This is a genomic window from Halomonas sp. B23F22_10 (assembly GCF_043496975.1).
GTDB lineage: Bacteria > Pseudomonadota > Gammaproteobacteria > Pseudomonadales > Halomonadaceae > Halomonas > Halomonas smyrnensis.
Window position 1 is genome coordinate 376,350 of the sequence record NZ_JBIEKF010000001.1, and the last position, 23,118, is coordinate 399,467.

Below are 23,118 nucleotides of genomic sequence, written 5' to 3' on the forward strand. Positions count from 1 at the left end.
TCAGGCCCCATCGTCAGGGGCGTTACGCTGTGAGGGGGCCTCGCGGAACGCGGGGCTGATTCGCTGGGGGTCGGCCACCGCCCGGTAACGGGCAGCGGCCTGTGCCCACCAGCCCAGCTGGCCCAGGGTGCGGCCGAAATAGCCGACCCAGCGCTCCGTGTCGTCGTGAAAGCGGCCGTCTTCCTCCAGCGCCTGCTGGGCATGGGGGACATGAATCATGGCCGAGACCGGCAGGCAGCCCAGCTCCGCCAGGAAGGTGCGCATGTTGACCGCGGCCCTGGCGCCGCCCCATTGGCCGGCCGAGTAGGTCACGATGGCGCTGGGCTTGAAGGCATAGAGCGAGCTGCCGAAGTGGTTCAGCAGATGCGCCAGGGCCGGACTCATGGCGTGATTGTACTCCGGGCTCACCATCACGTAGCCGTCGGCGGCGGCGATCCTGCCGGCGAGGGCATCCAGCGCATCGGGTACCTGCGACCTCGTGTAGGCGAAGTGCGGCTTGAAGACCGCGCCTAACTCGAGCTCCAGCGGGTCGATCAGCTCGACCGAGGCGCCGTCGGCCTCGAGCAGTCGTTGGCAGGCACGGGCCACCCTGAGGCCCAGCCGAGCCGGTGCGGGGGGCGTCGAGTCGCGCGCGGTGCCGATAAAGATCAGATAGTGGGGCATGGCATGTCCTCCTTGACGTCATCTTGCCGAGCTCTCTGCGGCGTCCCAATGGCACCCGGGACACCACGGCGGCATGGTCGGTCGGATGATGACGCTTGCCTTCAAGGCAACGGCCGTCGCGTGGCATCGGCGAGGCGCACCAGGGCGAGCATCACCGGTATCACCACCAGTCCCCCGCCCACGGCCGCCGGCGCCGCGCCAGTGAGAGCGCCCGCCCGAGAGGCGGGCGCCTGGGGCAGCAGGCGGGAGGCGTCAGTCGATCAGTTCCACGGCGACGGCGGTGGCCTCGCCGCCGCCGATGCACAGGCTGGCGATGCCGCGCCGGCCGCCGGTGGTGCGCAGGGCGTGGATCAGGGTAGCGATGATCCGCGAGCCGGTGGAGCCGATGGGGTGGCCCTGGGCGCAGGCGCCGCCGAAGACGTTGACCTTCTCGTGGGGCAGGCCGAGGTCGTCCATGGCCATCAGGGTGACCACGGCGAAGGCCTCGTTGATCTCGAACAGGTCGACGTCGTCCACGCCCCAGCCGAGCCGCTTCATCAGCGTGTCGATGGCGCCCACCGGGGCGATGGTGAACTCGCTCGGGTGACGCGAGTGGGTGCTGTGGCCGAGCATCCGCGCGATCGGGCGCGCGCCCAGGCGGCTCGCGCATTCCCGGCTGGCCAGTATCAGCGCCGAGGCGCCGTCGGAGATCGAGCTCGCGTTGGCCGCGGTGATGGTGCCGTCCCTGGCGAAGGCCGGGCGCAGGTCGCGGATCTTGTCGAGCCTGGCCTGGAACGGCTGCTCGTCGTGCTCGACCACGCTCTCGCCTTGGCGGCTGGCGATCGTGACCGGCGCCATTTCCGCGGCCAGGTGACCGGCGTTGGTGGCTTCCATGGCACGCTCCAGCGAGGCGATGGCGAAGTCGTCCAGGCGCTCGCGGGAGTAGCCGCGGGCGTCGGCGATCTGCTGGGCGAAGCCGCCCATCAGCTGGCCGGTCTCGGCGTCCTCCAGGCCGTCGAGGAACATGTGATCCTTGAGCTCGCCGTGGCCCAGACGGTAGCCCGAGCGCGCCTTGGGCAGCACGTGGGGCGCGTTGGACATCGATTCCATGCCGCCGGCCAGCATCAGCTCGCCGGCGCCGGCGCGGATCAGGTCGTGGGCCAGCATGGTGGCCTTCATGCCCGAGCCGCACAGCTTGTTGACGGTGGTGGCGCCGACGGCGTCCGGGATGCCGGCCTGGCGCATCGCCTGTCGGGCCGGGCCCTGCTTGACGCCGGCGGGCAGCACGCAGCCCATGAAGCCCTCGTCGATGGCGGCGGCGTCGATGCCGGCGCGCTCGACGGCCGCCCGGATGGCGGTGGCGGCGAGTTCCGGGGCGCTCAGGCGGGAGAGGCCGCCCAGCAGGCCGCCCATCGGCGTGCGGGCGGCGGAAAGGAAGACGATCTCGCGTGAATCACTCATGGCGTGGCTCCCGATAGGGATTGTTATGTGGGAGGACGGCGGGCGCGTTGACCCGCCGGAGGGGCTATGGTTCTCTCGAGCTAGCCAAGCAAGCGCTAGTGTGAATGTCGATGAATGTAATGAATGACTCCCCGCGTCGCAAGGAGCTCACCCGCCAGGCCGCCCAGCTGTTCGTGCAGGAGGGCTTCGACCGGACCACGGTGCGCATGCTGGCCGAGGAGATGGGCATCAAGTCGGGGAGCCTCTTCCATCACTTCCGCGACAAGCAGGAGATCCTGGCCGCGGTGATCGAGGAGGGCACCCGCAACGCCCTGGCGATCGCCCATGCGGCCCTCGAATCATGCGACCGCGATCCACAGGCGAGGTTGCAGGCCATGGCCCGCGCCCACCTGGAGACCCTGCTCACCGACCGCAATGCCCACGTCGTGGCGCTCTACGAATGGCGCCGCCTGGACGACGACGCCCGCGCCCATCTCGGCCACCTGCGCGATGCCTACGAGGCGCTGTGGGAGGCGGTCATCGACGAGGCCCTGGCCGCCGGGCTGATTCACGGCGACCGCTTCCTGGTCTCGCGCTTCGTGATGGGCGCGCTCAACTGGACGGTGCGCTGGTACGACCCCGAGGGCGAGCGCTCCCCCGAGGAGCTGGGCCGCGAGCTGGTGGCCATGCTGATGGCGCCCCGGGGCTGAGACCAGAACGCCGAGACGGTTCGCCGAGGGCCGAGCCAGGGCCTGCGGCGGGGCGGGCTCGACCATGGTCTAGCCGCGCGAACGCGCATTCGCCTTGCCGCGTCATCGTGAAACCTCTAGCTTGAGTCGGGTACGGCGACATGTTGACGTTTACGTCAACGGAATCAAAGCGGCGCGCCAGCCCGCGACCCGCCGACGCACAACAACAATCAGCGGGCGTTCCGGGGCGATGCCCGGGCGTCCGTCACGGAGGCCTTCCATGAGCACGCCCGAGACGCTTGCCGATCCTGCCACCTCACTCGCCACCTCTCTCGCCACCTATCTCGAGACCTTCTCCGTCGAAGCCGTGAGCGCCCGGCTCGACGATCACGCCGACGGCCGCCTCAACGCCTTCGAGGCCTGCTGCGGCCGCCACCGGCGCGAAGGGCGCGGGGCGACCACGGCGCTGGTGCATGAAGATGCCGAGGGCCGCGTCACCACCCTGAGCTACGCCAAGCTGGCGACGGCCAGCGAGCGCCTGGCCGGCTGGTTCGCCGACCAGGGCCTGGGCGAGGGCGACCGCATCGCCGGGATGCTGCCGCGCACGCCGGCGCTGTTGATCGCGGTGCTCGCCGCCTGGCGCATCGGCGCGGTCTACCAGCCGCTGTTCACCGCCTTCGGGCCGGACTCGGTCGGCTATCGCCTCGCGCGGGCCGGAACGCGGCTGGTGATCACCGATCCCGCCAACCGGGCCAAGTTCGACGGCCTGGCCGACTGCCCGCCGGTGCTCGCGGTGGGCGGCGTTGATGCCGCGCATGGTGCCGATCACGACTGGGCCGCCGCCCTCGCGCACGCGCCCATCGCCACGCCGCCCCCGCGCCAGGCGCCGGACGCGCCCTTCCTGCAGATGTTCACCTCCGGCACCGTGGGCAAGCCCAAGGGCGTGGCCGTGCCGCTCTCGGCGCTGCCGGCCTTCGCGCTCTACATGGAGCTGGCCGTGGGCCTGGAGCGAGACGACCGCTTCTGGAACATGGCCGATCCCGGCTGGGCCTATGGGCTCTATTACGCCATCACCGGGCCGCTGCTGCTGGGCGCGACCACCCACTTCTGCGAGGCGGGCTTCGGCGCCGAGGTGGCGCGGGACTTCCTGCAGCGCCACGGCATCACCAACTTCGCCGCCGCGCCCACCGCCTACCGGCTGATGAAGGCCTCGGGACTGTTCGACGAGGCCGGCGCGCGCCTCGCACTGAGGCGCGCCAGCTCGGCGGGCGAGCCGCTCAATACCGAGGTGGTGGACTGGGTGGAGCGCACGCTGGGCTGCCCGGTGATGGATCACTACGGCCAGACCGAGACCGGCATGACCTGCTGCAATCACCATGTGCTGGATCATCCTCGCCCCCATGGCGGCATGGGCGCGCCGCTGCCCGGCTATCGGCTGGCGATCCTCGACGCCGAGGGCCGCGAGCTGCCGCCGGGCGAGCCCGGGGTGCTGGCGGTGGACATCGCCCGCTCGCCGGCGCACTTCTTCGCCGGCTATACCTGGCAGGAGAAGGACCCCTTCATCGACGGCTACTACCTGACCGGCGACGTGGTGATCGGCCACGAGGACGGCACCTTCCAGTTCGCCGGTCGCAACGACGACATCATCACCACCTCGGGCTATCGCGTCGGCCCCACCGACGTGGAGAACTCCGTGCTGACGCACCCGGCGGTGGCCGAGTCCGCCGCCGTCGGCCAGCCCGACGCGCTGCGCGGCGAGATCATCCGCGCCTACGTGGTGCTGCGCGACGAGCATGAGCCCAGCGAGTCGCTGGCCGAGGAGATTCGCCAGCAGGTGCGCGAGCGGCTCTCGACCCACGCCTTCCCGCGGGCGATCGAGTTCGTCGACGCCCTGCCCAAGACCCCCAGCGGCAAGATCCAGCGCTTCAAGCTGCGCGCGGACGCCGCCGATAAGGCGGCGGTCGCCCCCTGACCGTGGAGACATGACCATGCAAGTGAAGGACAACGCCTTTCTGATCACCGGCGCCGCCTCCGGGCTGGGCGCCGCCACCGCCGAGCGGCTGGTGGCGGCGGGCGGCCGCGTGACCCTGTGCGACCTGAGCGAGGGCATCGAGGACCTGGCCGAGCGGCTGGGCGCGGCGGCCATCGCCGTGCGCGGCGACGTGACCTCGGCCGATGATATCCGGGCCGCGGTGGACGCCGCCATGGCCCACGGCGGCGAGGCAGGCCTTGCCGGCGTGGTGCACTGCGCCGGCGTGGTCAGCGTGGCCAAGCTGCTCGACCGCGAGGGGAATCCGGCCGACCTCGACGACTATGCGCGCACCCAGCAGATCAACCTGGTCGGCACCTTCAACGTGATGCGCCTGGCGGCGGCGGCCATGGCAGGGAACGCCCCGGGCGAGGACGGCGAGCGCGGGGTGATCGTCAACACCGCCTCGGTGGCGGCCTTCGACGGCCAGGTGGGGCAGTGCGCCTACAGCGCCTCCAAGGCCGGGGTGGTGGGCATGAGCCTGCCGGCGGCCCGGGAGCTCTCGCGCCACGGCATCCGGGTGATGGCCATCGCCCCGGGGGTGTTCGAGACGCCGATGATGGAAGACCTGCCCGAGGCCGCCGTGGAAGCGCTCTCGGCGGCGGTGCCGTTCCCCAAGCGGCTGGGCCGGCCCGACGAGTACGCTCGCCTGGCCGAGCAGATCATCACCAATCCGATGCTCAACGGCGAGGTGATCCGCCTGGACGGGGGCATTCGCATGCAGTGAGTGCGGAGCGTCATCCGGAAAAGTAGAACGCCCCCAGGCGCTGGCCAGGGGGCGTTTTTTGTCGACGTGGTGCGGTGGCCGTCAGGCGATGGTGTCGACCACGCCGCCGTCGACGCGCAGGGCCGCGCCGCTGGTGGCCGAGGCCTGCGGCGAGGCGGCATAGACGACCATGTTGGCGACCTCCTCGACGGTGGCCGCGCGCTGGATGATCGAGCTCGGGCGCTGGGCCATCACGAATTCCCTGGCGGTTTCCTCCATCGACTTGCCGCTTTCCTTCTGCTGCTCGGCGAGCATCGCCTGCACGCCCTCGGACAGCGTCGGCCCCGGCAGCACGGCGTTGACCGTGACGCCGGTGCCGGCCAGGCGCTTGGCCAGGCCGCGGGACAGCGACAGGTAGGCGGTCTTGGTGACGCCGTAGTGGATCATGTCGTCGGGGATGTTCAGCGCCGACTCCGAGGACAGGAACAGGATGCGGCCCCAGCCGCGCTCGACCATGTCGCCCGAGTAGGCCCGCGACAGGCGCACCCCGGACATCACGTTGACGTCGAAGAAACGCTGCCACTCGTCGTCCGGCGTCTCGAAGAAGTCCTGGGGGCCGAAGATGCCGACGTTGTTGACCAGGATGTCGGTGGTGGGCTCGGCGGCCAGCAGGGCGTCGCAGCCCTCGGCGGTGCCCAGGTCCGCCGCCACGCCGCGGGCGTTGGCGTTCGGCACCTGCTGGCGCAGGCGCGTCAGCGCCTCGTCGACGGCGGCCTGCTTGCGGCCGTTGAGCACCACGCTGGCGCCGCTGTCGGCGAGCCCCTTGGCGATGGCGAAGCCGATGCCCCCGGTGGAGCCGGTGACGATGGCGGTCTTGCCGGTCAGATCGATCTGCATGGAAGCCTCCTGGCGTTGGGTCGCGTGTGTTCCGTTACCTGATAGCACCCTAACAAACGTCGTCCGGCCTGGCGAGGCGTCACGCCGTGCCGGGCGCATCGGCGCGCGATCAGCGGGCCTGGTCGCGCGGGGGATAGCCCAGGGCCTGGCGCAGCATCTCGGCGTGGCTAGTCACCCAGTCGGGGGCGATGGGGCCCCAGTCCTGGATGACGTAGTGACCGATGTTGTGGCGCTGGCCGGGTTCGGGCAGGAACTCGCAGTGGATGTCGAGCTCGGCCAGCGCGGTGATGGTGTCCTGGGCCGTGCGTCGGGGCATCCCCGTGGCCTCCATGATCGCCGGCACGCTGGCGGTGCCGGTGGCGATCAGGTGGGCCACGTAGAGGCGGCGGTAGAAGCTGGTGCGGGTCTTGCTCAGGCTCATGGGTCACGTCATCCCTGAAGGTTTGCCCAAGGCTGACACGCCGCAGCGGCGAGTGCCAGCCCGAGGCCGAACGGGACGCGTCAGCGTTCCCGGGACAGGAACCAGCCCTTCATGGCGCCGGTGATGCGACGCATGTCGTCGTGCGGGGTGATGTAGGCGGGCATGGTGTACAGCCAGCGGCCGAAGGAGCGCAGCCACACGCCCTGGGTGCGGGCGAAGTCGGCCGCCCCCTTGAGCGATTCGGGGTCGTGGACCTCGATCACCGCGGTGGCGCCGAGCGCGCGCACGTCGGCCACGTCCGGGTGGGCGCGCAGCGCCTCGTCGTCCACCAGTTCCTCTCGCAGCACGCCGTTGAGCGCCTCGATGCGCCCGAGGTAGTCGTCCTCCTCGAACACCGCCAGGCTCTCCAGCGCGACGCGGCAGGCCAGCGGATTGCCCATGAAGGTCGGGCCGTGCATGAAGGCGTGCAGCTCGCTGTCGCCGATGAAGGCATCGTGGACGCGGTCGGTGGCCAGCGTCGCGGCGTGGCCCAGATAGCCGCCGGTCAGGCCCTTGGACAGCACCATGATGTCCGGCGTCACGTCGGCATGATCGGCGGCGAACATCCTGCCGGTGCGACCGAAGCCGGTGGCCACCTCGTCGAAGATCAGCAGCACGTCGAACTCGTCGCACAGCTCGCGGGCGCCGCGCAGGTAGTGGGGCGAGGTCATGTTGAGCCCGCCGGCCGCCTGCAGCAGCGGCTCCATCAGCAGCGCGCCGATCTCCTCGTGATGGGCCTCCAGCACGCCGCGCAGGGCGTCGAGATCGGCCTGCACCTCGTCGCGGCTGGCGTCGAAGCCGGCGGTGGGCGCGGGGGCGAAGTGGTGCTGCGGCAGGAAGCCCGCGAACAGCGAGTGCATGCCTTCCTCGGGATCGCACACCGCCATGCAGCCGGCGGTGTCGCCGTGGTAGGCCTTCATCAGCGTCAGCATGCGGTGCTTGGCCGGCTTGCCGTGCAGGTAGTGGTACTGCACGGCCATCTTCATGGCCACTTCCATGCCCACCGAGCCGCTGTCGGAGAAGAACACGTGGTTCAGCCCCTCCGGCGTGACGCGCACCAGTTCGCGGGCCAGGCGGTCGGCCGGCTCGTGGGTCAGCCCGCCCAGCATCACGTGGCACAGCTCGTCGGCCTGGCGCTGGATGGCCTCGACCAGCCGCGGATGGCGATAGCCGTGGATCATGCACCACCAGGAGCAGGTTGCGTCGAGCAGCGACTCGCCGCTCTCGAGGGTGAAACGTGGCCCTTCACCGCCGACCACCTTGGGCGACGGGGTCTGGGTCTTGAGATGGGCGTAGGGGTGCCAGACGGGGGATGTCATCGGGCCTCCTGGGCAGGCGTGAACGGCACCGCCGGCGCGTGCGGGCGCCGGCGGTCGGATGACCCATACCTTACATGTAAACCCTGGGGTTATGAAGATGTTGACTGTGGCGGCGGGCTATAGTGAATAGGGCCGACGGCAAGGAGAAGATGAGGGTGGAGAATAGCGAAAGAGGGAGCTCGGCGGGCGTAATCAGCGCTGTGCGCCGTGACCGGCACCGGCGACACGGGGGCTGGTGGCGTGCTCGGTGGCGTGACCGCAGGCCAGGCAGGTGACACGGTAGCGATAGGCATCCACTCGTCGTAGCGTGAAACTGGCCCAGCGCGGTCCCTGCGGGGCGCGGATCTCGGTCGCGCCGCAGGGGCAGATCATCGCCCAGCTGCCGCGGGGCATGGGCATCATGGTGATCTCCGACATGCGCCGATCCTCTCCGTTTCACTCCTGGTGCGACCTAAGGCTAGGCGCTGGACGGAGCGTGCGGTATAGGAGATCGCTGACAGTTGGGGGTCGAAGTGATCCTTTACCACTAGATGGTGGCAGCGGACCGTTGTGATGAACCTATATCTACAGTCTGCCCGATAATGACCGTGCTGGTCTCTTTGGTGGGGCTATATAGAATCACTGTGTGCCACCCAGAGCGCTGAGGGGAAGACAAGAAAATATGGGATATCATAAGTCTGTGGGCCTTGGTGGTGTTCCCGGCCACTCCTGGAACATTTCGCTTTCCTGAATCAAAGGGACTATCTCTTCGATGCGTTCAGGGATCTTCTTCAGCCCGCACTCCCAGATGACCAGAACGCGCCACCCGGCCTCCCGCAGCTGCCGATACTGGCGCTGATCGCGCTCCGCGTTGCGGGCGAACTTGTCGCTCCAGAACTCCTGCCGGGTAGAGGGGGTGGTGGCGTAGCCACAGCCCTCGTGGCGATGCCAGAAGCAGCCATGGACGAAGATGACCAGGTCGAACTTGGGCATGACGAGATCTGGCCTGCATGGCAGATCCTTGCGCTTCAACCGGAAACGGAAGCCTCTGGAATGCAGGTAGCGTCTGACCTTCAGCTCGGGGCTGGTGTCACGCCCACGGATACGGGACATGCAGTAGGCGCGCTGTTCAGGAGTCAGAACGTCGCCGGGCATGCCTTCCTCTCCAATCAGACCTGCTCCATCTGGGCATTAAAATCCAGAATCTGCTCTTCTCCAAAGGAAAGTTTCTCAGGGTTGACAGAGACACTGTCGGCCAAAACACCATCAGGAAGTGACTCAAGGTTGGACAAGACCTCACCAGCAAAATCTTTCATTGGCGCTGAAATTTTCATTCTTGCAAATCCATCTTTCACTTCATATAGCCGGTAGAGGTGGTAGTCACAAGAGTTTTCAGCCATTTCATATAGCTCAGACAGAGAGATATGAAGTGTGTTGCTAAAAGGTCCCCCCGTCGACTTTGCATCTATCATGATTTTCTGACCTGAATTCATGGTGCAGGTGAAGTCGAAAGGAGAAACAGCATTCGTATCTGCAACCCAAGCGTAGTCCTCAACTAGGCCTTCATCCTTGAGATTCAGAAAGTGTGTGTCGAGAATTTCCTCCCCTTGCCTTCCTATGATTTCAGCCGCTTTTTTGGCCTTGCGAAGTTCTTCCTGAGAGACACCTCTGCCTTTTCGACGCTTGTTGAGTCGGTTAGTCCCTATCGGACCACCCTGGGCGGCATCTTCCAGATCAAATGCTTCAAGAAAATCTCGTATCGGATGAGCGTTTGATAGGCGGTCACTCACAGAATTGATGGTTTTTTCAAGATCATCCACACCAAGCACAGTCATGCTTTTTCGGATATTTAGAGGGAAGTTCCTGCTTAACTCAGAGTGGAGGGCAGTATCTTCCTCAAGATCTGACGTTACCAGTGTCATGCGCATTGATGTAGGCCAAGCTGCACCAATAAATTCCATGATGGCAAAATCCCCTTCGGAAAGGGGGGCATATCGCTCCTCATCATCAGGGGACTGAATCATCTTTCCATTCAATCGCCAATTCTTTGCAGAGCCACCTTTGATAATCTTCTGAGGAAGTGTATGGGCATTCGACACACCGGGCCCAAGAATCGTGAGATTGAGAATGAAGGGCTCCCAGTCTCTTTCCACGGCCACTTCCGTCAGATTCTGGTAGAACTTTCCTTCCAGAATATTGCGGTTGAGGTTGATAGATTTCTGATGTCCCGCACCGCCGAGGCGAAAGTGATAATCGAAAATCGTGAGGTCAGATTTCGTCAACCTCTTCAATGCGATTTTTCTGGACATTTTGACGATTCCCTGTCAGTTGCTGCTTTATGTTTTCTGCGAGTGCTTTAGAGATCAGCGGTGGCACTGCATTGCCGATCTGGCGGAAAGCCGGGTTCATGGGCCCTTGAAAGATGAACCCATCGGGGAACGACTGAAGCCTTGCCGCTTCCCGCACCGAGATCGTCCGGGACTGTCGGCTGTCATAGTGGATATGGGAGTAGCTGTCTTTGCCAAGATGGGCCATCAGCGTTCTGGCCGGCTGGTCAGCTTCCATCTTGCGCCATTTGTTGGGGAACTTGCTCGGGTCATAGGGCGGAATATAGGCCTTCTTTTCCGCCTCATAGCGTTCGGTGCCTACCACAGGACGGAAGCCTTCATTCTTCTCGATTTGTGACAGCCGTTCTTCGAACATCTCGGATGCCAGCTGGTAGGCCTCGGGATACTGATCACCGGGCTGCATTCTGGCGAATATCTTGTAATCGCGCGGGAGGTAGCGGATCACATGATCATAGATGCCTTCCGAGGCCTCGAATTCAGGCCATGAGCGCATCTTCTTCTGGAAGTCATTGAGGCCTGCTCCGTCGGGGTAATGAGCCAGTTTGTCAAACCTTCTGGGGCCTTTGCGCAGTTTCTGTTCCGAGTCTTCTTCGATGAAAGGAAGATCGGAAAGCGCCTGCTCGGCCGTGACAGCGGGTTTCAGCCCTTCCTGATCCGGTTCGGGCGGATCCACGAAGAAACGGGTCTCACCATCCAGGAGGTCCGTCTTGACGGTCTTCATCGCTACCTGACGGGAACCGTGATAACCACGCGGCAGGTTGATCCAGTGAGTGGGATCAGGGAACCACTGGGATGCATTCAGCTCCGTGCGGTAAGCCACAAGGAACATACGCTCGCGCATTTCCGGGACGCCGTAGAACACCGCATTCAGCATGGTGTAACGGGCGTCGTATCCGAGGTCCCGGAGAGCCTCACAGACCTCCTCCGCGATGTTGTGCCCGCCGTAGTTCAGCACATCTGGCACGTTTTCCATCAGAATCGCGACCGGCTTCAGCTTGCTGACGTAGTGGAGGTAGCGGAGATAGAGGTTGCCACGAGGATCGTTCAGGTAGGCCTCGGGATGCTCCGCCACTTCACGCAGCTTGGCACGACCGACACGTGCAAAAGACTGGCAGGGCGGTCCACCGACGACCACGTCCACATGTGATTCCGGATCCTCTTCAAGTCTGAACTCCTTGAGCAGGTCCTCTGGCTCGGTGCTGACGACGTCGCGAGACTGAGCGTGGATCTCACGGAGCTCTTCGGGAGCATCACGATGAAAGTTCAGTGCGTGCGATCGCGCTGCTGCGGGATCCAGTTCGACTGCGCCGATGTTTCTGAATCCTGCCGCCTGGAACCCCAGTGAAATGCCGCCGCAGCCCGCAAAGAGGTCAAGCACTCTGGGTGCGCCCCCGGAGTGCAAGCGTTCGATTTTTTGCTGGATAATCCTGCTCATGGGGCTTTCACCGATCAGTTATACCTTGCCAGCAGCCCTGGCTCGGTATCTGCTGGAAAATTCTCGTTGATGGATGGAGCATGCCTGTGCTCAGTGACCATAAACCGGTAAATGGTATCACTCACCCTGTTTCTGATCATGCTAGCCGCTAGGTCTCTTCTGTAGCTTCATCGCGACGGTGCTTGTGATCGCTCTGCCGACGAGGTCGTGGCCATTCACGATGATGAATCGAGCGATGGCATCAATTTCAGAAGCGTTACAGCTGAGGCTCTCGATAGTGCTTTCATGGTCTGTATGAAGATACAGTATCGGGTATGGGCTGAGCGCCTGCAAGGTCAGGCGAGAATGCTGATGACAATATCTTCAAAGGATGCCCAAAATCAGCCCTTTGTTGACTGTTGGTCGCTGAGTAAGATATTGAAAATCAAGGAAAGAATGGTGCGGATGGGGAGACTTGAACTCCCACGCCCGAAGGCACCAGAACCTAAATCTGGCGTGTCTACCAATTCCACCACATCCGCACGGGTCAGGCAGGCGTCCATATTTTACGGACGCTTTGCGGCAAGTCAATCGTCGTCGGGCAACTCCAGGTGATCGGCGGCCGCGGCGGCGCGGGCGTCCGGGGTGTCGGCGTCCAGTCGCGGCACGATGCCAAGGCAGGGCGCGTTCAGGGTGCGCTCCAGGGTGGCCAGGTTGTCGCGATAGCAGGCGTCGTCGGCAGAGAAGTCGGGGTCGATCAGGTTGCCTGCCCAGCCGGCCACTCGCAGGCCGTCGGCGCGGATCGCCTCGGCGCTGAGGCGGGCATGGTTCAGGCAGCCGAGCTTGAGCCCCACCACCAGGATCACCGGCAGCTCGAGGCGCAGCGCCAGGCCGGCGAGGTCCTCCTCATCGTTGAGCGGCACGCGCCAGCCGCCGGCGCCCTCGATCAGCGTCAGCCCGCGTTGCTCGGCCAGCGGGGCGGCGACGTGGTCGGCCAGGGCGTCGACGGTCGGCCGCTCGCCGACCTGCTTGGCGGCCAGGTGAGGCGCGATGGCCGGCGCATAGGCGTAGGGGTTGATGGTGGCGTAGGGCGTGCTCGGCGTGCTCTGGGCCTGGAGCGTCAGGGCGTCGATGTTGCGCAGCCCCTCGGTGCTGGTATCGCAGCCGGAGGCCACGGGCTTGAGCCCGAGGGTGGTCAGGTCGTGGCGGCGGGCCAGGGCCAGCAGGCCGCTGGCGACGAGGGTCTTGCCGGCGTCGGTGTCGGTACCGGTCACGAAGTAGGCGGTCATGTCAGCGTTCCAGGTCGAGCGTCAGCAGGTGGTAGGAGACGGGCAGGCCGTCCGTGGTGCGCAGGGCTTCGAAGCGGCGGGCGGCGCGGGCGACGTCGGTGCGCGAGAGCCGAGCGCCGTCGCGGGCGACCTGCGCGCCCACGCCCTTGATCGAGGCCATCACCGCGGAGAGATCGGGGTAGTGGAAGCGCTCGAGGCGCTCGCTGACCTCGACCCGTCGGAAGCCGGCCTCGTGGGCGGCGCGGCGATGATGGCCGGCGTCGTGGAAGTCGAGCAGGGCGGCGGGGCGCTGCCAGGCCTGGCCGACCTCCGAAAGCGTGCCCGGCGCCAGGGTGTTGATCAGCGCGCGACCGCCGGGGCGCAGCACCCGGGCGAGTTCGGCCAGCACCGCCTCCAGGTCCGGGCACCACTGGATCGCCAGATTGGAGACCGCCAGGTCGAGGCGGCCGCTCGGCAGCGGCAGGTCGGCGGCGTCGGCGCACAGCCAGTCGATGCCCTCGCCGTGGCGGCGGCGGGCCTCGGTGAGCATGCCCGGCGCCAGGTCGAGGCCGTGTATCGTGGTGCCATCGCCATAGCGTCGCGCGAGCTCGGCGGTCAGGTCGCCGGGGCCACAGCCCAGGTCCAGCACGGCGCCGGCGCGGTCGGGCAGCCGCGCGATCAGTCGCTCGGCCATGGCCTGCTGGGCCCGGGCGCGTTCGTGATAATGCGGCGCGGCCCTCGAGAAGGCGTGGGCGACCCGGGCGCGCCAGTCGCGATTCCCGTGGTCGTTGTGCTCGTCGACGGGGCGGGCGTCGACGGCGTGACTGGGCTGGGCGGTCATGACGTGGGCTCCAGGGCGGCCCCTTCGATCGTCGTGCGCTCGGGCGCCTCGGCGATGGCGGCCAGCGCGCGGGCGAGCCGTGTCGGCTGGCTGATCAGCGGGCAGTGGCCGGCCTCGGGCAGTCGCAGGTCGGCCCGCTCGCGCACCGAGGGGGCCAGCAGCGGGTCGGCCTCGCCGGCCAGGCGATGCACCGGGCAGGGCGGCGAGGCGAGGCGCTCGGTGTTGTCGAGCTCGCCGAGCTGGGCGAGCCCCGCGGCCAGGGTCGCGGTGTCGGCGCTGGCGTCATCGCCGAGCAGGGCGATAAGCCTTTGATGCGCGGACCGGGGCGACGGCTCGCCGCCGAGCTGCCAGCGCAGGAAGTGGGCGTGGGTGCTCGCCGGGTCACGGCGGAAGGCCTTGCGAAATTGGGCCAGGGCGGCGCGGCTGACGCCTTCGGGATGCGGGAAGCGCTCGCCCATGCCGAGCAGGACCAGGGCGCGGGGCGCCGGCAGCCGCTCTAGCAGGGCGCCGGCCAGCAGGCCGCCCAGCGACCAGCCGACCCAGATGGCGTCGCTCGGCAGCTCACTGGCCATGGCCTCGGCCAGTTCGTCCAGCGAGGCGGGATCCTCGAGGGCCTCGCGCTCGCCGTAGCCCGGCCAGTCCGGTGCGGTGATCTCGAGCCCGCTCGGCCAGTGGCCGTCGAGGGCCTGCCAGAGCCGCGCGTCGCAGCCCCAGCCGCTGAGCAGCACCAGCTTCCGGTTTGCCGATTCGCTCATGGGCCTTCCTCCCGCTGGCAGGCGGCCAGGCCGTCGAGCAGGGCGTCCAGGGCGTCGTCGTCGTGGGCGGCGGAGAGCGTGATGCGCAGCCGCGCCTCGCCTTTCGGCACCGTCGGGGCGCGGATGGCGCCGACTCGCAGGCCCGCGTCGCCGAGCCGGGCGGCCCAGCGTAGCGTGCGCGCGCTGTCGCCGAGGCGCAGCGGCTGGATCGGCGTGGTCGATTCGTCGAGTTCGAGGCCCAGGGTGGCGGCCTCGTGGCGGAAGCGCGCGATGCGCTCATGCAGTCGGGCGCGGCGCTCGGGCTCGGCCTCGAGCACGTCGAGGGCGGCCAGGGTGGCCGCCGCCACCCCGGGCGGCTGGGCGGTGGTGTAGACGTAGGGCCGGGCGAACTGCACGAGATGCTCGATCAGCGCCTCGTCGCCGGCCACGAAGGCGCCGGCGCTGCCCAGCGCCTTGCCCAGGGTGCCGACCAGCACCGGCACGTCGTCGGCGCCGTGGGCGCGGCCGGCGCAGCCGTCGCCGGCCTCGCCGAGCACGCCCAGGCCGTGGGCGTCGTCGATCATCAGCCAGGCGTCGTGGCGGCGGGCGGTGGCGGAAAGCCCCGCCACGTCGGCCACGTCGCCGTCCATGCTGAACACGCCGTCGCTGACCACCAGCGCCGGGGCCCCGCTCGGGGCGCGGGCCAGCAGGCGCTCGAGGTCGTCGAGGTCGCGGTGGTGGAAGCGCCGCGAGGGCGCGCCGGCGAGCCGGGCGCCGTCGATCAGCGAGGCGTGATTGAGACGATCCTGGAAGACTGGCGTGTGGCGATCGCACAGTGCCTGCAGCACGCCCAGGTTGGCCATGTAGCCGGTGGAGAACAGCAGCGCCCGGGGGCGGCCGGTGAGCGCGGCGAGGCGCTGCTCCAGCGCCTCGTGAATCTCCTGATGGCCGCATACCAGATGCGAGGCCCGGCCGCCGGCGCCGAAGCGCCGCGCGCCCTCGGCCTGGGCCTCGGCGAGGCGCGGGTCGCGGGCCAGGCCGAGATAGTCGTTGCCGGCGAAGTCGAGCCGGCCGTCCCCCGGCCCCACGGTGGGCCGGGCGCGCCACAGCCCCTCGGCGCGGCGGGCCTCGGCCCGCTCGGCCAGGCGACGCGACCAGGTCTCGGCCATGGGATCAGGCTCCGGTGGCGTCGTAGAACATCGCGTCGTCCTGGCGCTCGCGCATGGCGGCTTCCAGGGCGGCCTCGGTCTTCTCGTCGTCGGCGCAGGTCTCGCGCTGCTCCGGGTGCAGGCCGAGCTTGTCGAACAGCGCCCGGTCGCGCTCCACCTGGGGATTGCCGGTGGTCAGCAGGGTGTCGCCGTAGAAGATCGAGTTGGCGCCGGCCAGGAAGGCCATGGCCTGGGTGGACTCGTCCATCTGCTCGCGGCCGGCGGACAGGCGCACGTGGCTCTTCGGCATCAGGATGCGGGCCACGGCGATGGCGCGGATGAACTCCAGCGGGTCCAGGTCCTCGGCGTTCTCCATCGGGGTGCCCGGCACCTTGACCAGCATGTTGATCGGCACGGATTCGGGATGCGGCTCCAGGCGCACCAGCTGCTGGAGCAGGGCGGCGCGGTCGCGGGGCGCCTCGCCCATGCCGAGGATGCCGCCGGAGCAGACCTTCATGCCCGCCTCGCGCACGTTGGAAAGCGTCTCCAGGCGATCGGCGTAGGTGCGGGTGGTGATGATCTCGCCGTAGTAGTCCGGCGAGGTGTCGAGGTTGTGGTTGTAGTAGTCGAGCCCGGCCTCGGACAGGCGCTTGGCCTGATCGACGTCGACCATGCCCAGGGTCATGCAGGTCTCGAGCCCCAGCGCCTTGACCTGGCTGACCATCTCCATCACCACCTCGAGGTCCTTCTCCCGCGGGCTGCGCCAGGCGGCGCCCATGCAGAAGCGGCTGGCGCCGGCCTCCTTGGCGGCCTTGGCCTGGTTCACCACCTTCTCGATCTCGAGCAGCTTCTCCTTGCCGAGCCCGGTGTTGTAGTGGCCGGACTGCGGGCAGTACTTGCAGTCTTCCGGGCAGGCGCCGGTCTTGATCGACAGCAGGGTGGAGACCTGCACGGCGTTGGGATCGAAGTGTGCGCGATGGACCTGCTGGGCGCGGAACATCAGGTCGTTGAAGGGCAGCGCGAACAGCGCCTCGATCTCCTCGAGGGACCAGTCGTGGCGAAGGTCCGGACGGCTGGCTAGGGTCAGATCAACCGGGGCGTTGTCGTGGGGCTGGGCAGGCATGAGGGGCTCGCTTATGGTCAACTTGGCACGAATACGTGAGTTGACCGATAGGGTACGGAGGCAGGTCGGCATGTCAACCTTGTGGCGTCATGAGGTTGACGACTGGCTGCGTCGCGCATTGCCGGGCCGCTGCGCCTTCTGCCTGGCGGCCTGCGCGCCCGGCCGCCCCTGGTGCGCCGACTGCCACGCGGCGCTGCCCTGGAATCGCGCGGCCTGCCCGGTCTGCGCCGAGCCGCTCCCGGGCACTGTCACCCCGCGCCCCTGCGGCCACTGCCTGCGTCGGCCGCCGGCCTACCTTCGCGCCCGGGTGCCGCTGCGCTACGAGGGCGAGGTGGCGGGGCTGATGCAGCGCTTCAAGTTCCATGCCTCGCCACGGGCCGGCATGCTGCTGCTGACGCTGCTGGAGGAAGGGCTGGAAGAAGGGGGGAAAGCGGGTCAGGTCGGCATCGCGCCGCCCCAGGCGCTGATCGCCGTGCCGCTGCATCCGCGACGCGCCCGGGAGCGCGGCTTCGATCAGGGCCGCTGGCTGGCCGAACGGCTGGCGGCGAGGCTCGAGGTGCCGCTCATCCCGGCCCGGCGCAAGAAGGATACGCCGAGCCAGCGGGGCCTCGACCGGCGAGGGCGGCGGGGCAATCTGCGCGGCGCCTTCGAGGTGCCCCGGGCGCTGCCGGCGCGGGTGGTGCTGCTCGATGACGTCATGACCACCGGCGCCACCCTCGACGCCCTGGCCCGGGCCTGTCGCCGGGCGGGCGCCGAGGAGATCGAGGCCTGGGCCATCGCGAGAACGCCGCGGGAAACGCCGTGAATCGGCGTCTAGGGCGAGGTGGCGATCAGCGAGCCGCCGGCGGCCATGAACAGGCCGCCGGTGGCGCGATGAAAGCCTCTGGCCCGGCCGGGATGGCGGAACCACTGGCCGAGGCCCGAACCCATGGCGGCGTAGAGCCACATCAGGCTGAGGTCGACCGCCGCCCAGGTGGCGGCAAGGATGGCGAACTGCGACAGCTGGGGCTCGCCCACGTCGATGAAGTTGGGGAACAGGGCGGCGAAGAACAGCAGGTCCTTGGGGTTGCTGATGCCGACCAGGAAGCCCTGGCGGAACAGGCGGAGGCCGGAGGTGGTCGCGGGCGGGGGCGCCGCGGCGGTGTCCGGGGCGTCCAGCGGCGAGTCGTCGCCGGAGCGCCGCCATGCCTGAAGGCCGAGGATCACGAGATAGGCGCCGCCGACGAGCTTCAGCACGTGGAAGGCGGTCTCCGAGGCGGCCAGGATGGCGCCGAGGCCCAGCGACGACAGCACCATCAGGGCCAGCGAGGCCAGGGTGCCGCCGCACACGGTGGCCCCGGCGCGGCGGCGGCCGAAGCGCAGGCCGTGGCTGGTGCAGAGCAGGGCCACCGGGCCGGGGAAGATGATCAGGGCGACGATCACGCCGAGATAGGTGATCCAGGTCAGCAGTTCCATGGCGTGCCTCCGGCCGGGGTGTCCAAGACGTGCATCGGTCACCGTGCCGATGAAGGCACGAGCATAGGGCAGGCGCGGGGGCGATTTCTAGCCGCTTTCCCTATCGGCGGTATTCGTGGCGATGGGCGCCGGGACAGGCGGTAGAGGAGGAGGCTGTCGACGGATCCGCCCCGAGGAGCCGTCTGGGGGATGGCTTTGTTACCATGGCGTTTTGCCTGTGACGAGAGCGCCCATGACCGATGCGATTCATCCCTTTGCTCGCCTCGAGCCCGCGCGGGTCGTGGCGGCGGTGGAGTCCCTGGGCTTCTGGCTGCCGGGCGAGCCCTTCGCGCTCAACAGCTACGAGAACCGGGTCTACCTGGTGCACGACGACGAGCGCCGCCGCTGGGTGGTCAAGTTCTATCGCCCGAACCGCTGGAGCGACGCCCAGATCCAGGAGGAGCACGACTTCCTGGCCGAGCTCGAGGCGGCCGGCGTGACGGTGGCCGCCCCCTGGCGCGATGATGCGGGGGCGAGCCTGCATCGCCACGACGACTTCCGCTTCTCGCTGTTTCCCCATCTGCCCGGTCAGGCGCCGGAGCTGGACAATCCCGAGCACCTGTTCGCCCTCGGCGAGACCATCGGCGCCGTGCACGCGGTGGGCGAGCGCCGGGCCTTCGTGCATCGCCGCCACCTGGCGCCGCGGGCGATGGCCGAGGAGGCCGCCGAAACAGTGCTGGCCAGCCGCTGGCTGACGGATCATCAGCGCCCGGCCTACGAGCGCATCAGCCGGGGCCTGATCGAGGCGCTCGGCGCCCGGGAGTGGCCGGCGCGACAGCTGCGGGTCCAGGGCGACTGCCACCTGGGCAACATGCTGGGCCGCGACGAGCACTTCGCGCTGGTGGACTTCGACGACTGCCTGATGGCGCCGGCGGTGCAGGACCTGTGGATGCTGCTCACCGCCGAGGACGAGGGCGAGCGCCAGATGCAGCTCTCCGAGGTGATCGAGGGCTACGAGCAGCACCGCGACTTCGATCGCGGCGAGCTGGCGCTGGTGGAGCCGCTGCGTGCGCTGCGGCTGATGCGCCACAGCGCCTGGCTGGTGGCGCGCTGGGAGGATCCGGCCTTCCCGCAGGCGTTTCCGTGGCTGGCGGACGCCGGCTACTGGGACGCTCACCTGCGCGAGCTCGAGCAGCAGCGGGTGATGCTGGACAGTACGACCCGCTGGCTGTCCTGAGCAGCGCCCGGGCGACGCGCAGCGGCGTTTACGGCCTGTCGGCGGTCTCGTCGGCGTCGTGCTGGCGGCGGCGGGCGTTGATCTCCGCGGAGGGATTCGCCTGCTGCTCCAGGCTCAGCGGCCGGGTCAGCGTCAGCACGAAGACGTCGTCCGGCGTCAGCCGGCAGCGGCCGTCCGCACAGGCGTCGAGGCCGGCGTCGCCGTCCTCGTCGTAGGCGCCGGCGGTGAGCCCGCCGCTGTAGATGGCGCTGTCGGCGCCGGCGGTCTCGACGCAGGTCAGGGCGCTGGCGGTCAGCCGCAGGCGCTCGCCGTCGCGCCGGGCATTGCCGGTGACGACGCAGTAATCGGGGAGGCGGTGGCTGCCCCGTTCGCTCTGCACCGGATGCATCACCACGTTGTCGCGGCTCGGGGTCTCGGCGTCGAGGGCCAGGTCATCGACCAGGGCCATGGCCACCCGGGCATCGGCGGGCAGGGAGAGGGTGTCGCCCAGGGCCAGGCTCGGCAGGGCCAGGGCGGTCGCCATCAGCAGAATCGTCGGCTTGAACATGTCGGTGCTCGGCAGGCAGCGGATCGAGTGTCGCGGTGGGCTCAACTCTATCATAGCCGCCGGCGGCACCCAGTCGGACCGGTGCGACATGGCGTCGCCGTCATGCGGCCGCAAGGCCGCCGCGGCACTGCGTCGAGCGGCGCCTTGCGCTAGAATGATGCGTTCCCCAAGCCGCTAATTGTACAAGAAGCGGTTTTTTAATAACTTATGTATAAGGTGTGGCCGGGCCATCGCCGACGCACCGCTATCACGACTCTGCATGGGGCCTGACCATGACCGAACAGCTCGCCAAGCACTACCGCCAGATCATCGAGGGACTGGGGGAGGACCCCGAACGTGAGGGGCTCCGTGACACCCCCAAGCGGGCCGCCAAGGCCATGCAGTTCCTCAATCATGGTTATCAGCAGTCGCTGGAGGAGATCGTCAACGGCGCGGTCTTCGCCTCCGAGACCGACGAGATGGTGCTGGTGAAGGACATCGAGCTGTACTCGATGTGCGAGCACCACCTGCTGCCGTTCATCGGCAAGTGCCACATCGCCTACCTGCCGCAGGGCAAGGTGCTGGGCCTGTCCAAGTTCGCGCGTATCGTGGACATGTATGCCCGTCGCATGCAGATTCAGGAGAACCTGACCCGCCAGATCGCCGAGGCGGTACAGCAGGTCACCAACGCCCGCGGCGTGGCGGTGGTGGTCGAGGCCCGCCATATGTGCATGATGATGCGCGGCGTCGAGAAACAGAATTCCAGCATGACCTCCTCGGTGATGCTCGGTGCCTTCCGCGAGCACCAGAGCACGCGCCAGGAGTTCCTGACCCTGGTTCAAGGCCGCTAAGGCCGCTAAGGAGAGCGACATGTCACTGCACGCGCTGGGCGACGAGCACCTCGATCACGATCTGGCGACGATCCGCATCAAGGATCTGCGCCTGAGGACCCATATCGGTATCAAGGAAGAGGAGATCCAGAATCGCCAGGACGTGGTGATCAACATGGTGATCCGCTATCGCGCCGACAAGGCGGTGGCCTTCAACCACATCGAGCAGGCGCTGAACTATCGCACCATCACCAAGCAGGTGATCGCCCACGTGGAGGACCATCGCTTCCAGCTGCTGGAACGCATGACCCGCGAGGTGCTCGATCTGGTGATGAGCGATGAGCAGGTGCTGGCGGCGCAGGTCGAGATCGACAAGCCCCATGCGCTGCGCTTCGCCGACTCGGTGTCGATCACGCTCTCCGACTCCCGCGAGGCGCGTCGCCCGGCCTGACTCCGCGGCCGCGGCGAGGCGGCAGGGTTGAATGACGCTCATGGATGAGCGGTTGGCGTGTCGGGGGGCTTGCGCTTAGCATGAGGTGCATCCCCGCAAGGCCGCACCCCAGGAGTCAAACATGGAAGCCCTGAAGGAAACCCAGCTCTATTGCCCCTTCGCCTATATCGACGGCAGCTGGGTCGCCGCCGACAGCGGCGAGCAGATCGATGTGATCAACCCCGCCACCGGCGAATCGATGGGCGACGTGCCGAGGCTCGGCCGCGCCGAGACCGAACGCGCCATCGCCGCCGCCGATGCGGCCCTGCCGGCTTGGCGCGCCCTCACCGCCCAGGAACGGGCCGATATCCTGATGAAATGGCACGACCTGATGCTCGAGCATCAGGACGACCTGGCCATGATCATGACCTTCGAGCAGGGCAAGCCGCTCAAGGAAGCCGCCGGCGAGATCGCCTATGCGGCGAGCTTCCTGCGCTGGTTCGCCGAGGAGGCCCGCCGGGTCTATGGCGAGACCATTCCCGCCGCCCAGTCCCAGCAGCGTATCCTGGTCACCAAGCAGCCGATCGGCGTGGTCGGCGCCATCACGCCGTGGAACTTCCCGGCGGCGATGATCACCCGCAAGGCCGGCGCCGCGCTGGCCGCGGGCTGCACCTTCGTGGTCAAGCCGGCCAGCCAGACCCCCTTCTCCGCCACCGCGCTGGCGCTGTTGGCCGAGCGCGCCGGCGTGCCGCGCGGCGTGTTCAACGTGGTGCCCGGGCGCGCCTCGGAGATCGCCGCGGCGCTGACCGAGTCCCCGCTGGTGCGCAAGATCACCTTCACCGGCTCCACCGAGGTGGGCCGAGAGCTGATGAGCCAGGCCTCGCGCCACGTGCAGAAGATCTCTCTGGAGCTCGGCGGCAACGCGCCCTTCATCGTGTTCGAGGACGCCGACCTGGACGCCGCCGTGGAAGGCGCCATGGCCGCCAAGTTCCGCAACGCCGGTCAGACCTGCGTATGCACCAACCGCTTCCTGGTGCAGTCCAGCGTGGTCAATGCCTTCTGCGAGAAGCTGGCGGTGGCCATGAACAGCGAGCTGAAGGTGGGCAACGGCAGCGACGAGGGCGTCAACATCGGCCCGCTGATCGACGACCGCGCGGTGGAAAAGGTCTCCGAGCACGTTCAGGACGCCGTGGATCATGGCGCCGAGCTGCTGCTGGGCGGCCATCCGCACCCGCTGGGCGGCAACTTCTTCACCCCGACGCTGATCAACGCCGCCAACGGCAGCATGAAGGTCGCCACCGAGGAGACCTTCGGCCCGCTGGCCGCGGTGTTCCCGTTCGATGACGAGCAGGACGCCGTGGCCATGGCCAATGACACCGAGTTCGGCCTGGCCTCCTACTTCTATTCCCGCGACCTGGCCCGCGTATGGCGCGTCTCCGAGGCGCTGGAGTACGGCATGGTCGGCATCAACACCGGGCTGATCTCCAACGCCGCCGCGCCCTTCGGCGGCGTCAAGGCCTCCGGCCTCGGCCGCGAGGGCGGCCACCAGGGCATCGAGGAGTTCCTCGAGACCAAGTATCTGTGTATTGATCTGGGCGCCTAAGCGCCGAGCTACAAGCGCCGA

General features: G+C 67.9%; 24 protein-coding genes and 1 tRNA gene. 8 read left to right on the forward strand and 17 right to left on the reverse strand.

The annotated features are described in order from the left end of the window. Together ACGTNF_RS01650 and ACGTNF_RS01655 are read right to left on the reverse strand one after the other, a co-directional pair. The gene (locus ACGTNF_RS01650; protein WP_394600151.1) at window positions 1-663 is read right to left on the reverse strand and encodes an NADPH-dependent FMN reductase; all 663 of its coding nucleotides are present in this window, start codon (window positions 661-663) and stop codon (window positions 1-3) included. A 252-nt stretch (window positions 664-915) separates the two neighbouring features. Further along, window positions 916-2,103, reverse strand: coding sequence for an acetyl-CoA C-acyltransferase (locus ACGTNF_RS01655; RefSeq protein WP_394600152.1), 1,188 nt, complete (start codon window positions 2,101-2,103; stop codon window positions 916-918). Between the two features lie 119 nt (window positions 2,104-2,222). On the opposite strand from ACGTNF_RS01655, the gene ACGTNF_RS01660 reads away from it, so the two are divergent. The 3 genes from ACGTNF_RS01660 (at window position 2,223) to ACGTNF_RS01670 (ending at window position 5,527) form a co-directional block, all read left to right on the forward strand. After that, window positions 2,223-2,792 (forward strand): TetR/AcrR family transcriptional regulator, encoded by a 570-nt coding sequence (locus tag ACGTNF_RS01660; protein ID WP_016856308.1) that lies wholly within the window; start codon window positions 2,223-2,225, stop codon window positions 2,790-2,792. Between the two features lie 259 nt (window positions 2,793-3,051). Continuing rightward, window positions 3,052-4,743 (forward strand): AMP-binding protein, encoded by a 1,692-nt coding sequence (locus ACGTNF_RS01665; protein ID WP_394600153.1) that lies wholly within the window; start codon window positions 3,052-3,054, stop codon window positions 4,741-4,743. Between the two features lie 16 nt (window positions 4,744-4,759). Continuing rightward, the gene (locus ACGTNF_RS01670; RefSeq protein WP_394600154.1) at window positions 4,760-5,527 is read left to right on the forward strand and encodes an SDR family NAD(P)-dependent oxidoreductase; all 768 of its coding nucleotides are present in this window, start codon (window positions 4,760-4,762) and stop codon (window positions 5,525-5,527) included. Between the two features lie 81 nt (window positions 5,528-5,608). Here ACGTNF_RS01670 and ACGTNF_RS01675 read toward each other — a convergent pair whose 3' ends face one another. The 13 genes from ACGTNF_RS01675 to bioB all read right to left on the reverse strand — a co-directional run bounded on the left by ACGTNF_RS01675 (window position 5,609) and on the right by bioB (window position 17,037). Continuing rightward, window positions 5,609-6,403 (reverse strand): SDR family NAD(P)-dependent oxidoreductase, encoded by a 795-nt coding sequence (locus tag ACGTNF_RS01675; RefSeq protein WP_394600155.1) that lies wholly within the window; start codon window positions 6,401-6,403, stop codon window positions 5,609-5,611. A gap of 109 nt (window positions 6,404-6,512) precedes the next feature. Next, on the reverse strand, window positions 6,513-6,824 hold the full coding sequence (locus ACGTNF_RS01680) for a winged helix-turn-helix domain-containing protein (protein ID WP_394600156.1): 312 nt from the start codon (window positions 6,822-6,824) through the stop codon (window positions 6,513-6,515). Between the two features lie 80 nt (window positions 6,825-6,904). After that, the gene (gene bioA, locus ACGTNF_RS01685; protein WP_394600157.1) at window positions 6,905-8,182 is read right to left on the reverse strand and encodes an adenosylmethionine--8-amino-7-oxononanoate transaminase; all 1,278 of its coding nucleotides are present in this window, start codon (window positions 8,180-8,182) and stop codon (window positions 6,905-6,907) included. Window positions 8,183-8,374: 192 nt separating this feature from the next. Further along, entirely contained in the window at window positions 8,375-8,599 is a 225-nt protein-coding gene (locus tag ACGTNF_RS01690) for a hypothetical protein (protein ID WP_394600158.1), read from the reverse strand. A 252-nt stretch (window positions 8,600-8,851) separates the two neighbouring features. After that, entirely contained in the window at window positions 8,852-9,316 is a 465-nt protein-coding gene (locus tag ACGTNF_RS01695; RefSeq protein WP_394600159.1) for a very short patch repair endonuclease, read from the reverse strand. A gap of 14 nt (window positions 9,317-9,330) precedes the next feature. Continuing rightward, entirely contained in the window at window positions 9,331-10,470 is a 1,140-nt protein-coding gene (locus tag ACGTNF_RS01700) for a protein NO VEIN domain-containing protein (RefSeq protein WP_394600160.1), read from the reverse strand. Further along, entirely contained in the window at window positions 10,430-11,944 is a 1,515-nt protein-coding gene (locus tag ACGTNF_RS01705; protein ID WP_394600161.1) for a DNA cytosine methyltransferase, read from the reverse strand. Before ACGTNF_RS01705 ends, ACGTNF_RS01700 begins: the two co-directional genes overlap by 41 nt. A gap of 436 nt (window positions 11,945-12,380) precedes the next feature. Next, window positions 12,381-12,465: transfer RNA gene (locus ACGTNF_RS01710), tRNA-Leu, on the reverse strand. Between the two features lie 45 nt (window positions 12,466-12,510). After that, on the reverse strand, window positions 12,511-13,212 hold the full coding sequence (gene bioD, locus ACGTNF_RS01715) for a dethiobiotin synthase (RefSeq protein ID WP_394600162.1): 702 nt from the start codon (window positions 13,210-13,212) through the stop codon (window positions 12,511-12,513). A gap of 1 nt (window position 13,213) precedes the next feature. Continuing rightward, the gene (locus ACGTNF_RS01720; RefSeq protein ID WP_394600163.1) at window positions 13,214-14,032 is read right to left on the reverse strand and encodes a malonyl-ACP O-methyltransferase; all 819 of its coding nucleotides are present in this window, start codon (window positions 14,030-14,032) and stop codon (window positions 13,214-13,216) included. Then, entirely contained in the window at window positions 14,029-14,787 is a 759-nt protein-coding gene (locus tag ACGTNF_RS01725; protein ID WP_394600164.1) for an alpha/beta fold hydrolase, read from the reverse strand. The genes ACGTNF_RS01720 and ACGTNF_RS01725 overlap by 4 nt, the downstream gene beginning before the upstream one ends. Further along, window positions 14,784-15,935 (reverse strand): 8-amino-7-oxononanoate synthase, encoded by a 1,152-nt coding sequence (gene bioF, locus ACGTNF_RS01730; RefSeq protein ID WP_394600165.1) that lies wholly within the window; start codon window positions 15,933-15,935, stop codon window positions 14,784-14,786. Before bioF ends, ACGTNF_RS01725 begins: the two co-directional genes overlap by 4 nt. A 4-nt stretch (window positions 15,936-15,939) precedes the next feature. Beyond that, window positions 15,940-17,037 (reverse strand): biotin synthase BioB, encoded by a 1,098-nt coding sequence (gene bioB, locus ACGTNF_RS01735; RefSeq protein WP_172977673.1) that lies wholly within the window; start codon window positions 17,035-17,037, stop codon window positions 15,940-15,942. A gap of 70 nt (window positions 17,038-17,107) precedes the next feature. On the opposite strand from bioB, the gene ACGTNF_RS01740 reads away from it, so the two are divergent. Then, window positions 17,108-17,842 carry a ComFC family protein gene (locus ACGTNF_RS01740; RefSeq protein WP_394600166.1) on the forward strand — a complete coding sequence of 245 codons (735 nt, stop codon included), beginning with the start codon at window positions 17,108-17,110 and terminating at the stop codon, window positions 17,840-17,842. 8 nt (window positions 17,843-17,850) lie between these two features. On the opposite strand, the gene ACGTNF_RS01745 is transcribed toward ACGTNF_RS01740, so the two are convergent. Beyond that, window positions 17,851-18,492, reverse strand: coding sequence for a LysE family translocator (locus tag ACGTNF_RS01745; protein WP_394600167.1), 642 nt, complete (start codon window positions 18,490-18,492; stop codon window positions 17,851-17,853). Window positions 18,493-18,724: 232 nt separating this feature from the next. Between ACGTNF_RS01745 and ACGTNF_RS01750 the strand changes: the two genes are divergently transcribed. Beyond that, window positions 18,725-19,708: a serine/threonine protein kinase gene (locus tag ACGTNF_RS01750; RefSeq protein ID WP_394600168.1), complete on the forward strand. Its 984-nt coding sequence runs from the start codon at window positions 18,725-18,727 to the stop codon at window positions 19,706-19,708. 28 nt (window positions 19,709-19,736) lie between these two features. On the opposite strand, the gene ACGTNF_RS01755 is transcribed toward ACGTNF_RS01750, so the two are convergent. Further along, complete coding sequence (locus ACGTNF_RS01755; RefSeq protein ID WP_394600169.1) at window positions 19,737-20,255, reverse strand: hypothetical protein; 519 nt, start codon at window positions 20,253-20,255, stop codon at window positions 19,737-19,739. Between the two features lie 272 nt (window positions 20,256-20,527). Here ACGTNF_RS01755 and folE point away from each other — a divergent pair, with 272 nt between their 5' ends. The 3 genes from folE (at window position 20,528) to ACGTNF_RS01770 (ending at window position 23,097) form a co-directional block, all read left to right on the forward strand. Then, a complete protein-coding gene (gene folE, locus ACGTNF_RS01760; protein WP_016854535.1) occupies window positions 20,528-21,085 on the forward strand; it encodes a GTP cyclohydrolase I FolE in 558 nt (185 codons plus the stop codon). A 19-nt stretch (window positions 21,086-21,104) separates the two neighbouring features. Beyond that, a complete protein-coding gene (folX, locus tag ACGTNF_RS01765; RefSeq protein ID WP_394600170.1) occupies window positions 21,105-21,515 on the forward strand; it encodes a dihydroneopterin triphosphate 2'-epimerase in 411 nt (136 codons plus the stop codon). 121 nt (window positions 21,516-21,636) lie between these two features. Then, window positions 21,637-23,097, forward strand: coding sequence for an NAD-dependent succinate-semialdehyde dehydrogenase (locus ACGTNF_RS01770; protein WP_394600171.1), 1,461 nt, complete (start codon window positions 21,637-21,639; stop codon window positions 23,095-23,097). The last annotated feature ends 21 nt before the right edge of the window (window positions 23,098-23,118 follow it).

Coding starts and splice junctions, on each gene's coding strand:
- bioF (WP_394600165.1), bottom strand. CDS start 15,935: ATGGCCGAGACCTGGTCGCGTCGCCTGGCCGAGCGGGCCGAGGCCCGC.
- ACGTNF_RS01680 (WP_394600156.1), bottom strand. CDS start 6,824: ATGAGCCTGAGCAAGACCCGCACCAGCTTCTACCGCCGCCTCTACGTG.
- ACGTNF_RS01650 (WP_394600151.1), bottom strand. CDS start 663: ATGCCCCACTATCTGATCTTTATCGGCACCGCGCGCGACTCGACGCCC.
- ACGTNF_RS01705 (WP_394600161.1), bottom strand. CDS start 11,944: ATGAGCAGGATTATCCAGCAAAAAATCGAACGCTTGCACTCCGGGGGC.
- ACGTNF_RS01740 (WP_394600166.1), top strand. CDS start 17,108: ATGTCAACCTTGTGGCGTCATGAGGTTGACGACTGGCTGCGTCGCGCA.
- ACGTNF_RS01665 (WP_394600153.1), top strand. CDS start 3,052: ATGAGCACGCCCGAGACGCTTGCCGATCCTGCCACCTCACTCGCCACC.
- ACGTNF_RS01720 (WP_394600163.1), bottom strand. CDS start 14,032: ATGACCGCCCAGCCCAGTCACGCCGTCGACGCCCGCCCCGTCGACGAG.
- bioA (WP_394600157.1), bottom strand. CDS start 8,182: ATGACATCCCCCGTCTGGCACCCCTACGCCCATCTCAAGACCCAGACC.
- ACGTNF_RS01750 (WP_394600168.1), top strand. CDS start 18,725: ATGACCGATGCGATTCATCCCTTTGCTCGCCTCGAGCCCGCGCGGGTC.
- ACGTNF_RS01695 (WP_394600159.1), bottom strand. CDS start 9,316: ATGCCCGGCGACGTTCTGACTCCTGAACAGCGCGCCTACTGCATGTCC.
- ACGTNF_RS01755 (WP_394600169.1), bottom strand. CDS start 20,255: ATGTTCAAGCCGACGATTCTGCTGATGGCGACCGCCCTGGCCCTGCCG.
- folE (WP_016854535.1), top strand. CDS start 20,528: ATGACCGAACAGCTCGCCAAGCACTACCGCCAGATCATCGAGGGACTG.
- bioB (WP_172977673.1), bottom strand. CDS start 17,037: ATGCCTGCCCAGCCCCACGACAACGCCCCGGTTGATCTGACCCTAGCC.
- ACGTNF_RS01690 (WP_394600158.1), bottom strand. CDS start 8,599: ATGTCGGAGATCACCATGATGCCCATGCCCCGCGGCAGCTGGGCGATG.
- folX (WP_394600170.1), top strand. CDS start 21,105: ATGTCACTGCACGCGCTGGGCGACGAGCACCTCGATCACGATCTGGCG.
- ACGTNF_RS01745 (WP_394600167.1), bottom strand. CDS start 18,492: ATGGAACTGCTGACCTGGATCACCTATCTCGGCGTGATCGTCGCCCTG.
- ACGTNF_RS01770 (WP_394600171.1), top strand. CDS start 21,637: ATGGAAGCCCTGAAGGAAACCCAGCTCTATTGCCCCTTCGCCTATATC.
- ACGTNF_RS01670 (WP_394600154.1), top strand. CDS start 4,760: ATGCAAGTGAAGGACAACGCCTTTCTGATCACCGGCGCCGCCTCCGGG.
- ACGTNF_RS01660 (WP_016856308.1), top strand. CDS start 2,223: ATGAATGACTCCCCGCGTCGCAAGGAGCTCACCCGCCAGGCCGCCCAG.
- ACGTNF_RS01655 (WP_394600152.1), bottom strand. CDS start 2,103: ATGAGTGATTCACGCGAGATCGTCTTCCTTTCCGCCGCCCGCACGCCG.
- ACGTNF_RS01700 (WP_394600160.1), bottom strand. CDS start 10,470: ATGTCCAGAAAAATCGCATTGAAGAGGTTGACGAAATCTGACCTCACG.
- ACGTNF_RS01725 (WP_394600164.1), bottom strand. CDS start 14,787: ATGAGCGAATCGGCAAACCGGAAGCTGGTGCTGCTCAGCGGCTGGGGC.
- ACGTNF_RS01675 (WP_394600155.1), bottom strand. CDS start 6,403: ATGCAGATCGATCTGACCGGCAAGACCGCCATCGTCACCGGCTCCACC.
- bioD (WP_394600162.1), bottom strand. CDS start 13,212: ATGACCGCCTACTTCGTGACCGGTACCGACACCGACGCCGGCAAGACC.